The following is a 12663-nucleotide window of genomic DNA, read 5'->3' on the forward strand; positions in this document are numbered from 1 at the left end:
GTCGGCCATGGCGATCATCGCGTTGACGGCAGGCTCCGGCTCCCCGGGGGTGTCGACCACGACCGTGGGCCTCGCGCTGTGCTGGCCGCGTCCGGTGGTGCTGGTGGAGGCCGACCCAACGGGCGGGTCGGGGATCTTGGCCGGCTACTTCCAAGGCCAGGTCGCCCACGACGGCGGCCTGATCGAATTGGCGATGGCCCAACGTGAGGACCTGGTTGCCGCCGAGCTGCCGCACCAGCTCCTCGATCTGCCTGGCTCGCAGGCTCGGCTGCTGCCCGGCAGCCGCTCCCACGCCCAGGCAGGCAGCATGACCACCTTGTGGCCGGTGCTGTTGGATGCGTTACGGGATCTGGAGGCAACCGGACAGGACGTGTTGGTCGACGCGGGCCGCCTCGGCTTGGTCGGCTCTCCGGCCCCACTGTTGTACGGCGCGGACCTGACGTTGCTGTTGACGCGCAGCACCTTGCCCGCGGTGATCGCGGCCACGTCGTGGGCCGAGACCCTCCGCGACCAGACCGAGGCCACCGCCACCCGCGTGGGCGTGGTGGTGATTGGTGAGGGCCACCCGTACTCGGCCCGCGAGGTGTCCGACGCGCTGGGTCTGCCCTTGGTGGGCACCCTGCCGTGGGACCGCCACTCGGCCGCGGTCTTGTCCAGGGCCCGCGGCTCCTTCTCCAGGCGCGCTCCATTGCGCTCGGGGTTGTCGGCCTTGGGAGAGGCGATCCGCGTCCACGCCTCAGCAGGAGTGGGTCGTCCGGTGTCCCCGCTGGCGTGGTTGGCCCGTTCCGTTCCGCAGACTTTGGGAGGTTCCCGATGACGCTGCCCCTTGACGAGAGGCGACCCGACCCGCGGTCGTTGCCGTTGTTCGAGTCCCGCGCCCGGCGCGCTGACGCCGGTGAGGAGCACGTGGGGCGGCCGGCTCGGCCGCGATCGGCTTCCGGGCTGCATGCCGTGCCCGCCGGCGAGCCTTCGGGCACGCCCACCCCGCGCCGCGCCACGGGATCTGAGGTGGATTGGGAGTTGGTGGCCGCGTTCCGGTCACAGGCCTCGGAGTTGTTGACCAAGCAGCTCGGCGGCGATCGGCTGCACCTGGACAAGGCCGCTCAGGAGGCTTTGGGCCGCTCGATCATCGTGGAGCTGCTGGAGGCTGCGGCAGCGGACGCCGTGACCGCCGGCCGGCCATCGTGGACGCCTGTCCAGCAGGACGAGTTGGCGCAGGCGATCTTCAACGCCTTGTTCCGCATGGGTCGCCTGCAGCCCTTGATCGAGGATGACAGGATCGAGAACATCTCCATCGTCGGGTTCGACGGGGTGTGGCTTGACCTGGCCGACGGCAGCCGGGTCCCGGGACCGCCGGTCGCTGACTCGGACCAGGAGTTGACCGACTTCCTGACCTTCCTGGCGTCCCGGTCGGAAATGTCGGCTCGCCCCTTCAGCGAGGCCCAGCCAAAACTGCACCTCCAGCTGGATGACGGGTCGAGGCTGGCGGCCACCGCCTGGGTGAGCCCACGGCCGCTCGTATTGATCCGCCGGCACCGGCTCACCGAGGTCAGCCTGCAGGACCTGGTTGATCGTCAGGCATTGTCGCCGTTGGCCGCGTCGTTCCTGACCGCAGCGGTCCGGGCCAGGTTGTCGGTCGTGGTGGCAGGGGCGCAGGGGTTCGGGAAGACGACGATGGCCCGCGCCTTGTGTGGCGCATTCGACCCCAAGGAGTCGATCGCCACCCTCGAGTCGGAGTTCGAGCTGTGTCTGCACGAGATGCCGGACCGGCACAAGATCGTGTACGCGTGGCAGTCGCGGCCCGGCTCGGGGGAGCGCGGCCCGGACGGTCGACAGTCGGGGGAGTTCACGCTGAATGAGGCCCTGCACGACTCGTTTCGGTTCACGGCGGGGCGCACGATCGTGGGGGAGGTCCGTGGCCCGGAGGCCTGGCTGATGGTCAAGGCGATGGAGTCCGGGTCGGGGTCGATCTCGACGACCCACAGCGTGAACGCGCGCGGTGCAATGCGAAAGCTCGTCACCTGCGCGATGGAGTTTGGGCCGCAGGTCACCCACGAGCTGGCCACCCGCAAGCTCGCCGAAACCATCAACCTGATCGTGCAGCTGGACATGGAGGTCGAGGAGTTGCCGGATGGCACCGAACGGCGCCACCGGTGGGTGTCCGAGATCGTCGCCATCAGCCCCGGCGAGAAGGACCTCGGCTACGCCACCACCACGGTGTTCGACGCCCATGAGGGCCGGGTCGCGGTCGCGCACACGCTCCCGGACGAGTTGCGGCGGCTGGAGCATCACGGGTTCGACCTGGCCGGCTTCCTCACCGAGGCACGCTCGAACGGTGTGATCGCATGACCGCCCTCCTCGCTGCGCTCTCCGGCGCCTTGGTGACCGCTGGCGTCCTGGGTGTCATCGCGTCACTCCGCCCCCGCCCGGTGGCCCCGCCCACCAACCCGCGCCGAACCGCTGCCCTGCGGCGGCGCGTCCGGAAGATCCCGACCCGCACCCGCGTGTTGGCGCTGGTCGGCTTCGGCGCCGGCGCGTTGGTCGCGGTGCTGTCGGGCTGGCTGGTCGCGGTGGTGGCGATCCCGCTGGCCGTGGTCGGTCTGCCCAGCCTGTTGCGGTCCCCGGCTGAGACGGCCCAGATCGAACGCCTCGAGGCGATGGCGGAGTGGACGAGGAACCTCGCCGGCGTCCTCACCGTCGGGGTCGGGTTGGAGCAGGCACTGGTCGCCACCCTGCGCTCCACCCCCGAAGCGATCAAGCCGGAGGTGTCCAGGCTGGTAGCCCGGCTGCGTGCCCGCTGGTCGACCGAGGACGCCCTGCTGAAGTTCGCTGACGAGCTGGACGACGCGACCGGGGACCTGGTGGCCGCCTACCTGATCCTGGGTGCCCGGCGACGCGGCGCCGGCCTGGCCAGCGTGCTGCAGGGGTTGGCCGAGTCGGTGGCCGACGACGTCACCGCCCGCCGCAAGGTCGAAGCTGACAGGGCCAAGCCCCGCGCCACCGCCCGCAACGTCACCTTGATCACGTTGGGTGTGCTCGGGTTCCTCGCCTTCAACGGCCAGTTCATGGCCCCCTATGGCACCCCGCTGGGCCAAGCCCTGCTGGCGGTGTTGCTGGGCGCGTACGCCGGCACATTGGTCTGGCTACGGCGGATGTCGGTGGGTGAGCCCCTCCCGCGGTTCCTCGGCGAAAGCCAAGGCTTCGCCGCTGAAGTCGAACTGGTGGCGGACCGTGCGGGGAGGGCGTCATGACTGGCGCCCAGCTCGCCCTTGCCTCCGGCGCACTGATCACCCTCGGGCTGGTACTCGCGGTGTGGCGGCTCGTGCCCGCTGCGCCGGACCTGGGCGACGTCGTCGAGCGGCTGTCGCCCACCTACGGACGCCGCCGGCGCGGCGCCGTTGACGTGCCGGTCACCGGCGGAAAGGAGCGTGTCGGCCTCTGGGCGATGCGGAACCTGCCGGGCGGTGTGTGGGGCAGGGTGCCCAACCGGGAACTAGCGCTGCTGCGCATCAGCCTGCCGCGCTACTACGGTGAGAAGATCACCTTCGCGCTGCTCGGCTTGGTGTTCCCCAGCGTGCTGGTGTTGGTGGTGGGACTATTCGGCTTCCAGGTACCGGTGGTCGTGCCCGTGGCCGCGAGCCTCGCCTTGGCTGGGGCGTTGTGGTTCCTACCGAACCTGAACGTCCGTGACGACGCCAAACGGGGCCGGCTGGAGTTCCACCGCGCGCTGGGCGCTTACGTCGACCTGGTCGCCCTCGAGCGCAACTCCGGCTCGGGGCCGAGGCAAGCGATGGAAGCGGCCGCCGGCATCGGCCACAGCTGGGTCTTCCACCGCGTCGGCGAAGAACTCGCCCGATCCCGCTGGTCCGGCCAAGCACCCTGGGACGCGCTCACCACGCTGGCTGACGAGGTCGGCGTCCCAGAACTGGCCGACCTGGCCGACATCATGCGCCTGTCCGGGGAGGAGGGCGCCCAGGTGTACGCCACCCTCAGGGCTCGCTCCACGGCGCTGCGCACCGCCCTGCTCACCAACGCCCAGGGCAAGGCGAACGAGTTGTCCGAACGGATGGTGGTGCCCGGCAGCTTGCTCGGCGTCGTCTTCATCGCCCTGCTCGTCACCCCGCCCCTGCTCCGCCTGTTGACCTCCTGACCTCCCGCAACAACCCAACCCAACCGAGAGGAAACCCCATGTTGACCACCCGCCTGATAACCACGTTCCTGCTGATCAAGGCTTGGCTCGACCCGAAGCTCCGCGACGAGCGCGGCAGTGTCAGCACCGAACAGGCCGTGATCACCGCCGCAGTCGTGCTGCTGGCCATCGCGATCGGCGCCGCGATCACCGCGTACGCCCAGGGCAAGATCGCCGCCCTCGGCTGAACGCAGCATCGTGAAGGGTCCCAAGTCCTTCCGCGCCGACGAGCGCGGTTCCGCGTCGGTCGAGTTGGTCGTCCTGATGCCGCTGCTGCTGCTGATCCTCTTCAGCGGCGTCCAGGGAGCGGTGTACTACCACGCCAGCACGCTCGCGCTGGCGACGGCCCAGGAGGGCGCCCGCGCAGCCGCCCGCCAGAACGCCACCCTCGCCTCGGGAACCTCCGCAGCGACTGCGTTCTTGACCGACACCGCCGGGGACTCCCTGACTGCCGTCACCATCACCGGATCACGCACCGCGGTCACCGTCACCATCACCGTCCGTGGGTCCAGCCTGAGCCTCGTGCCCGGCTGGACCCCCACGGTGGAACGGTCCGCCAGTCTTCCCGTCGAACGGATCACCCGATAATGCCCAGAATGAAGCGGGACGAGCGGGGGTCAGCCGCGGTCGAAGCCGTCATCGGCGTCCCCGCGCTGCTGCTGCTGGTCGGCCTGCTCGTCCTCGGTGGCCGCACCGCGATCGCCCAACAAGCCGTTCAGGCCGCCGCCGCGGACGCCGCTCGAGCGGCCTCCATCGCCCGGACCCCGGCCGCAGCACGCAGCACTGCGAGCCATGCTGCCCACAGCAGCTTGGCCAACCAGGACCTCGACTGCGCGACCACTTCGGTGAGTGTCGACACCGCGGCGTTCGGCACCCCGGTGGGGACGCCGGGACAAGTGTCCACGACCGTGACCTGCGCGCTGCGACTGGACGACATCGGGCTGCCGGGACTCGGCGGCACCAAGACCATCACTGCCACCATGTCCAGCCCCTTGGACACCTACCGGGGAAGGTGACCCCATGACCGTTCGCACTCGACGTTGCCATGACGAGCGCGGCTCGGTGAGCGTCTGGCTCGCGTTGGCCGCATTGACGATGGTGTTGTGCGTCGGGATCGCCGTCGATCTCGGTGGTCACGTCCATGCCCAGCAGCGGGCCCGCAGTCTCGCCGCCCAAGCTGCCCGCACCGCCGGGGAGGAAGTCGCGGCCGCCCAAGCCGTCCGCGGCCAGACCCCGACCGTCGACGTCGCGGCCGCCAAGCAAGCTGCATCGGCCTACCTCGCTCAAGCCGGGGTCACGGGCAGCGTGGGTGTCCGGTCCGGGAACGTCCTGGAGGTCACCGTGACCGACAGCTACACCCCGATGTTCCTCACCTCGATCGGCGTGCGCTCCCTCACCGTCACCGGCCACTCCACGGCCCGACTGGTCCGCGCTGTGCAAGGCACCGAACGATGATCCGGCAACGACTCACCGGACTGGCCGCCACCGTGGGCATTGCCGTCCTGCTTGTCGGCCTGCCCGCCCTCCTGCTCCAAGTTGGCCTCGGCAACCTGCCGACCATCACCGACTGGAGCGACGTGGTTGCCCTGCTCCTGCGACGCGATGACGGCACTCTCGCGCTGGTGGTGATCAAGGCCCTCGGCTGGGTCACGTGGGCGATGCTGGCAGGACTGATCCTCTTGGAGATCGTGACCCGGATCCGCGGCGTCCAACCCCGCGATCTACCCGGCCTCCACCTGCCGCAGGTCGCCGCCCGCCAGCTCGTCGCGGCCGCGGCGGCCCTGTTCGTTGCCCTGCCAGGCCCCACGCTCGCGTATGCCGATCCCCTCCCGGCGCCCACGTCCATCGTGACCGCGCCTCCCACGCCGCAGGTCACCGCCTCCCACACGGCGCCTCACACCGTCGAGGACACGGCGCCTCCGGTTCAGACCAGGCAGCACACCGTCAAGCGCGGCGAGTCGCTGTGGTCGATCGCAGCCGCCGAACTCGGCAACGGACGCCGCTACACCGAGATCGCCGCCCTCAACACCCGCCTCCTCGACGGCAAGGGAGACGACTTCCTTCGTGCCGGCTGGGTCCTGGCCCTCCCCGTCGGCGGCACCGACTCCACCACCAACCAAGCTCCCACCGAGACCTACACGGTTCGCGAGGGCGACACCCTCAGCGAGATCGCCCACGACCACCTCGGCGACGCCCAAGCGTTCCCCAAGATCGTCGAGGCGTCCCGGACCATCACGCAACCTGGCGGCCGCCACCTCACCAACCCTGACGTCATCGACGTCGGCTGGACCTTGGCGATCCCTCGGCCGAGACCCGACACTGGCCAGAATCTGGCACCAGTTGCATCACCCACCCAACCGACGCGCGACGCGGTGACTCCGGAGGCGGTCGTGGAAGAGCCAGTCACGCACGAGCTCCCCGCGCCAGCTGAACCGGCGGTGATGCCTGCAGCATCGCCCGTCCCGTTGGCCCCTGAACCGGCGCCGGTGCAGACGATCCGAGCCGTCGAGGCGGCCGACACCTCCACCGTGACCGTGGACGAGGCGGCACCCATTCCCGGCTGGCTGGTGCCCGGGCTGGTCGGTGCGGGCAGCCTCCTGGCCGGATCTCTCTGGGTGGCGTTGGGCCGCCGCCGTGCCGCACAGCTGCGCGCCCGGCGTCCCGGCCGGATGATCGCCACCCCGCCCCCCGCACTCGACCCGATCGACAAGACGCTGCGTACCGAAGGTGCCTCGGCCGCGCTGGACGTCGCCTTCCTCGACGAAGCACTCCGGCGCCTGGCGGCCCGTCGCGGTCGAGCCGGCGAGCCCATGCCTCACCTCGCCGCCGTGGAACAGGCCGACGACGTGATCCGGCTGCATCTCGCCGACCCGGCCGACCTACGCGAACCCTGGCGGCACGCCCCGGACCGGCTGCGCTGGGAACTCCCTATCCAGAGCGACCTCGTCGAGGTGGGTCCGCTCGACGGTGCACTACCCGCGCCCTACCCGCAGCTGGTCACCCTCGGCCTGGACGAGGGCGGCCACCGCTGGCTGTACAACCTCGAAGAGGCCGGCGTCCTGCGCGTCATCGGCGACCCCGATCGGGCACGCGACTTCGTCCGCCACGCCGCAGCTGAGCTCGCGGTCCACCCGTGGACCCGAGACGTCCACGTCGAATGCGTGGGCATCGCTGCCGAAGCCGTCGCCTTCAACCGACGACGCGTCCGCCACCACGACACGGCCGACATCACCGCTCACGTCATTGCCGACACCGTCGCCATGATCGACCGCACTCGCGAAGCCGGTCTGGACATCCACACCGGCCGCGCCACTCTGCTGGACGACCCCCTGTGGGACAGCCGGCTCCTCCTCCTGGACACAGACCGCACCGACCTCACCGAACAACTGGCCCGTCTCCTCAACGACCAACCCCGCCAAACAGGCACCGCGCTCATGATGATCGACGTCGACGGAGGTCACGAAGACATCGACGCTGAGGTGCTCCGGGTCACAGGTGACGGCCGCCTTCAGCTGCCCGGGGTCGGGCTCACGCTGACCGCCGCCGGGCTCACCGCACGGGACACGGCCGGGTGCGCCGCGATCTTCGCCCAAGCTGACGAGCCCGACGTCGAGTACCCCCAGCACCCCGAAGCTGCCCAGGGATGGAGGGCCCACACCAACCAGGCAGGCCAACTGTTGCCGGAGCACAGCGTCGCGCGTGACCGGTTCCCTGACGAGCCTGTCACCAACGTGCTGCCCGAGATCGATGAGGTCTACGTCGACGCCGCGGCCGTCACTCCTGACGACCTGACCGCCCTCGCCCCCCACATCCCCGAGAGCGTCCGCGAGCTGGTTGAACAAGACGACCCGACCCTCGACGACGACGTCAGCACGTGGTTCGATCCGAGCTGCGACCTGCCCAAGCTGATGCTGCTGGGTCCCCTCACCGTCCGGGTCGCCCCCACCGGGACGCCAACCGCAGCCGTGGACCGCAAACCCTACTTCAGCGAACTGCTCGCGTTTCTGGCCACCCGCCCGCACGGCGCTACCACCGAGGAAGTCGCGGACGCCATGGGCATCCCCACCGGACGCGTCCGCAAGGACGTCCTCGCCCTCCGCACCTGGCTGGGCGTCAACCCGCGCACCGGCCGTCCGCACGTGCCCGACAGCCGCCAAACCGCAGCAGCGAGCGTCCGAGGACGACCTGCTTATCAAGTCGAAGACCTTCTGGTCGACGCGGACCTGTTCCGTCGCCTCCGCGCGCGGGGTGAGGCGCGAGGTTCTGCCGGCCTGGACGACCTTCGTCGGGCCTTGAGTCTCGTCAGCGGCACGCCATTCGGACAGCTCCGCCGGAACGGTGGCACCTGGCTCAGCGAAGGGCAGCGGCTCGACCAGGTCCTCCTGTGCTCGATCGTCGACGTTACCCACCTCGTCACGACTGCCAGCCTCGCCCTGGGCGACCACGCCGCGGCCCAAAAAGCTGCCCAGCTCGCCGTCCGTGTCGCGCCAGCCGAGGAGACCGCCCAGCTGGATCTCGCCGCCGCGCTTGCGTCCCAAGGACACCATCGCGCCGCCGAACAACTGCTCCGCGAGAACGTCTTCGACCGCAGCGACGACGAAGATGAGGCCCCTACCGAGATCCCCGCCCGCACCGAACAGATCATCGACAACAACCCCAAGTGGCTCGCCCGTCGAAGCACCAGAGCGTCAGCCTGATGAGCGGGCTGCCATGGATGGGCCCTCCTACCCCTGCATCGGGACGCCGTTAGCGTCATCGCACGCACCGGCAACGCCCAAATCGGGATCACTGGATGGGCGGCGTGCGAGGTGGCCCAGATGGGGGAACGAGCAGCAGCCAGGAAGCCAGGCGCCCCTCGCGGCCGCGCTCGAATCCCGACATTCGACGCCCCCGAGCGGGATCGCCTGCCGCGTGTAGCCTCGTGGGGTCAGCGGCGCGCCCTGTGTGTTCTCCTGGGGGTGGGTAGGACCCGGGGCGCCGTCGCTGGCCACCCACGCTGACCGTCCACCATCTCGGAGAGGTGAGGATGACGTCTCCCCCGCACGGCGTTTCCGTTCGCCACGGCGAACGACGATGGCCATGCGCACGGTGATCGGCGCGGACGGCGTCCGACACCCGGTCAGCGCGGAGGTGGAGGAGTTCCTCGCCGGTCTGGATGACCTGTCGGTGCGCGAGCTTGTGCTGGTGTTGGCGTCCTACAGTCCCGAGGCCATGCGCGCGCTGCAGCTGCTGGCCACCCCCGACAACACCCACGTCGAAACCGAGCTCGTCAGGATGGTCGACGCCGCCATCTCGGGCGTCGACCTCGATTATGGCGAGCCCTTCTCCTATGACGAGGACGATGATGACGGCATCACAGCCGTGGACGAGGTCCTCGACGAGTTGGAACGCCACCTCGACCAGGGCGCACACCCCATTGTCGGACAGGTGCTGGAGCACCTCCTCACCCGGATCGGCGACCTGGGTCAGTCAAGCGACAACGCTGGCGCACTCGTGGGTGTCGCCGAGCGCGCCTGCGAACTGTATGCCCGCGCAGTGGAGGGACACCCCGACCCCACCGCGCTGGCCCGCTGGATACTCGGGTTCCGGATGGAGTACGGCTGGCCGTCCTTGACTCTGGCTACCGTCGCCCACGCCCTGGACGACCCGGCCTGGGTGGCCTACCGCGACAGGGTCGCCGCACTCGCTGGTAACGCGCCGGCGGGTGACCCGTACCGCGATGAGGTGGCGGCCATGCTGCTGGAACTGGCCGACCACGATGGGGACACCGACGCCGCTGTCACCCTGCTGTCGTGTGGACCCACCCCCTATTACGGGGAGATCGTGGGCCGGCTCCAGGCCGCCGGACAGACGGCGTTGGCCCTGCACTGGCTCGACCGTGCCGTCGCAGCCCACGCCGTCGGCCACCCATGGCAGGCCTTGCACACCACGGTTTCCGCGCCGGTCGCGACCCGCGCCTACCTGGACGCGGGGCGTCCCGACGCAGCCCTCGCGGTGGCCCGAGACCAGTTCGCCGTCGACCTCAGCGAGACCGCCTACCGCCTGTTGTGCGCGGTCGCCGACGAGTCAGGCGACCTGGCCGAACAACGCACTTGGGCCATCGAGGAGGCCACCAGCCGCGCGGGCGCCGGCGGCCACCATTTGATCTGGCTCCACCTGAGCGACGGGAACCTCACCGACGCCTGGGCAGCAGCGGACGCCCACGGTGCCGGTCAGGCCTGGCGCGAACTCGTGGACGCCTCCGAGGACGACTACCCCCTCCGCGCCGCACGGTTGTGCCTGGCCCAAGCAGAGGCGCAACTCACCACTCCGAACTCGAAGCAGTACCCGTCAATCGTCGCTCTGCTGGTGCGGGCGCGCTCCCTGTACGACAAGGCCGGGCACAACGAGGAAGCAGTCAGCCACCTCATCAGGCTGCGCGAGACCTACCGGCGCCGACCTGCCCTCATGGCAGAACTCAACCGCGCCCACCTGCCCTGATGACCCCCCGCGCCACACCCACCAGGCTGTATTCCCGCACCAGGATCCGCGGCGTGTGTGACTCTCCCACGCGCGGCGCGGCGCGGCGCTGCGGATGCGAGTGGTCGCTGTCGTGCTCCGCTATCGCCGGCGGGCCACCTCGGCCCGGAGCGCGCGCGGCCCGAGAGTCGTCACGTCGAGGGGATCGAGCCGTGACAACAGGCCACGGTCGGCCGATGCCACCGTGACTGCGTCGCCGCTTGCCGTGTGGTCGCGGCACTGTGCGACGACTTCGTCGTCCCCCACACCTGGCGCGTGCACGGTGGTGACACCCGCAACCTCGCCCTCCGGCACGCCAGCTCCAGCGCTCCCCTCAAGCACCAGGACGACCCAGTCGAACGACAGGTCCGCGTTCTGGAGCCCAGCATGGAGCCTCGCAGCCGCCCCCGCCCGGTCACGCCACCAACCGTCGGGGACAGAACCAACGACATTCGCCCCGTCAACCACCAAGACCTTCACCGGACGATCCTTCCACCTGATCCTCCACACCAGGAGCGGCTGATCAGGTCGTTGGCCGTCACCGTGAGATCCCGCTGATCTGGCGCCTCCGAGGTCCCACAGACGGTACGTCAGGGCCCCGCCAGGCGAGTGCGGATCCATGCCGAAAGTGCCAACCACCGCGATACTTCGGGGATGGACTCCAAGTCGCCGCGCTCGGCCGAATCGCTCCAAGGCCGGTCCTCCCCGCTCAGGACCGGGGGTCGCTTTCTGCTCGGCGGGTTCTTGGCGACTGCCGGGATCGGTCACCTCACCAGCCTGCGGCAGGAGTCCAGGCTCAGGTGCCGCCGTGGATCCCGCTGGACCCCGACTTCGTCGTCGTTGCCTCTGGCGTGGTCGAGGTCGGACTCGGGGCCGTGCTTCTCTTGGCGCCGCGTGCCCTGCGTCCGGCGCTCGGCTGGGCGACGGCGGCGTTCTTCGTGGCTGTCTTCCCGGGCAACGTCGCGCAGTACCTGACCCGTCGAGACGCCTTCGGGCTCAACAGTGACGAGGCACGACTGGTGAGGCTCTTCTTCCAGCCGGTCCTCGTGGCTTGGGCATTGTGGGCGACCGGAGCTTGGAACGCATGGCGGACCTCTCTCCGTGCGAACCGCTGACACCAACGAACGCTGCGCCCGTCGGGCAGGACCAGCCCACCAGACCCCGATCGAGTGAGGAACCGCGCGCCCGCAGCGCCAGAAGCGGTCGTTCGGAGCGGGCAAGTGGCCGTCGCTGTGACTTGGATGCCTCCGGAGGAGCTGCCGATAGAGTGCGGTCGAGAGGGAGGCCCGATGCCGCGTCGTGTGTTGGTAACGCGCTCTGAGCAGTCGTTCGACCTGATTGAAGCGCCCGCGCCGAGCGAGCACCACCTCCAGGAGGTAGTGAAGACGAGCCCCCAATTGATTCCGGCTGACGACCTCGGGCTCGACGGGGATCTCTTGGTGGTGGGCAGGGAGACGAGTCTCGCCTCGGGCTATATCGATCTGCTTTGTTTGGCGAGGTCAGGTGACCTGGTGCTTGTCGAATTCAAGACCGGCCCGCAGAACCCTGATTTCCGCCATGCCTTGGCGCAGGCGATCGACTATGGCTCGGATCTATGGCGTCTCAGCGTCGAGGACTTCGACCGCGGCGTGGTTCAACGGTATCTCGCCGGCGGGAGAGTGGACGCGGCCTTCCGCGGTGCACGAACGTTGTCCGAGGCGATCGAGCGGACCTCATGGGACCTGACCAGTGATGATCGAACGGCGCTCTTCGAACGGCTCACCGAGGTGCTCCAAACAGGCGATTTCGCCTTTGTTATCGCCGCGCAGCGATTCACCGACTCGATGAAGAACAGCCTCGACTACCTTAACCTCAATCCACCGGTTGACGTTGTGCGTGTGTTTGTGCTTGTGGATCCCGTCTGGGATTGACGTCACGAGGGTGTGCGGGCATGCGTGATCGCCCGGTCTGTCCGGGTCTTCCACTTGGGTTTCCTT

12 protein-coding genes and 1 pseudogene are annotated in these 12663 nt (G+C 69.5%); 12 read left to right on the plus strand and 1 reads right to left on the minus strand.

Annotation, left to right across the window (positions count from 1 at the left end):
- Positions 1-7: 7 nt before the first annotated feature.
- The 10 genes from H5397_RS10855 to H5397_RS10900 all read left to right on the plus strand — a co-directional run bounded on the left by H5397_RS10855 (position 8) and on the right by H5397_RS10900 (position 10669).
- Positions 8-817: a hypothetical protein gene (locus H5397_RS10855; protein ID WP_182817386.1), complete on the plus strand. Its 810-nt coding sequence runs from the start codon at positions 8-10 to the stop codon at positions 815-817.
- Positions 814-2349 carry a CpaF family protein gene (locus H5397_RS10860; RefSeq protein WP_182817388.1) on the plus strand — a complete coding sequence of 512 codons (1536 nt, stop codon included), beginning with the start codon at positions 814-816 and terminating at the stop codon, positions 2347-2349. The genes H5397_RS10855 and H5397_RS10860 overlap by 4 nt, the downstream gene beginning before the upstream one ends.
- Positions 2346-3251 (plus strand): type II secretion system F family protein, encoded by a 906-nt coding sequence (locus H5397_RS10865; protein ID WP_182817390.1) that lies wholly within the window; start codon positions 2346-2348, stop codon positions 3249-3251. The genes H5397_RS10860 and H5397_RS10865 overlap by 4 nt, the downstream gene beginning before the upstream one ends.
- Positions 3248-4150 (plus strand): type II secretion system F family protein, encoded by a 903-nt coding sequence (locus H5397_RS10870; RefSeq protein ID WP_182817392.1) that lies wholly within the window; start codon positions 3248-3250, stop codon positions 4148-4150. The genes H5397_RS10865 and H5397_RS10870 overlap by 4 nt, the downstream gene beginning before the upstream one ends.
- A 38-nt stretch (positions 4151-4188) precedes the next feature.
- Complete coding sequence (locus tag H5397_RS10875; protein ID WP_182817410.1) at positions 4189-4377, plus strand: hypothetical protein; 189 nt, start codon at positions 4189-4191, stop codon at positions 4375-4377.
- A gap of 10 nt (positions 4378-4387) precedes the next feature.
- Positions 4388-4777 carry a TadE/TadG family type IV pilus assembly protein gene (locus H5397_RS10880; protein WP_309224342.1) on the plus strand — a complete coding sequence of 130 codons (390 nt, stop codon included), beginning with the start codon at positions 4388-4390 and terminating at the stop codon, positions 4775-4777.
- Between the two features lie 8 nt (positions 4778-4785).
- The gene (locus H5397_RS10885) at positions 4786-5205 is read left to right on the plus strand and encodes a TadE/TadG family type IV pilus assembly protein (protein ID WP_255438830.1); all 420 of its coding nucleotides are present in this window, start codon (positions 4786-4788) and stop codon (positions 5203-5205) included.
- Positions 5206-5209: 4 nt separating this feature from the next.
- The gene (locus H5397_RS10890) at positions 5210-5644 is read left to right on the plus strand and encodes a TadE/TadG family type IV pilus assembly protein (RefSeq protein ID WP_166233243.1); all 435 of its coding nucleotides are present in this window, start codon (positions 5210-5212) and stop codon (positions 5642-5644) included.
- The gene (locus tag H5397_RS10895; protein WP_182817395.1) at positions 5641-8886 is read left to right on the plus strand and encodes a LysM peptidoglycan-binding domain-containing protein; all 3246 of its coding nucleotides are present in this window, start codon (positions 5641-5643) and stop codon (positions 8884-8886) included. The genes H5397_RS10890 and H5397_RS10895 overlap by 4 nt, the downstream gene beginning before the upstream one ends.
- A 382-nt stretch (positions 8887-9268) precedes the next feature.
- A complete protein-coding gene (locus H5397_RS10900) occupies positions 9269-10669 on the plus strand; it encodes a hypothetical protein (RefSeq protein ID WP_182817396.1) in 1401 nt (466 codons plus the stop codon).
- A gap of 120 nt (positions 10670-10789) precedes the next feature.
- Here H5397_RS10900 and H5397_RS10905 read toward each other — a convergent pair whose 3' ends face one another.
- Positions 10790-11167 carry a hypothetical protein gene (locus H5397_RS10905; protein WP_182817398.1) on the minus strand — a complete coding sequence of 126 codons (378 nt, stop codon included), beginning with the start codon at positions 11165-11167 and terminating at the stop codon, positions 10790-10792.
- A 174-nt stretch (positions 11168-11341) separates the two neighbouring features.
- On the opposite strand from H5397_RS10905, the pseudogene H5397_RS18875 reads away from it, so the two are divergent.
- Positions 11342-11802, plus strand: a pseudogene (locus tag H5397_RS18875) (hypothetical protein).
- Between the two features lie 174 nt (positions 11803-11976).
- Complete coding sequence (locus tag H5397_RS10915; RefSeq protein ID WP_182817399.1) at positions 11977-12597, plus strand: hypothetical protein; 621 nt, start codon at positions 11977-11979, stop codon at positions 12595-12597.
- Positions 12598-12663 lie beyond the last annotated feature (66 nt).

The sequence above is a fragment of the Propioniciclava sp. MC1683 genome (assembly GCF_014164675.1).
Classification (GTDB): Bacteria; Actinomycetota; Actinomycetes; order Propionibacteriales; family Propionibacteriaceae; genus Propioniciclava.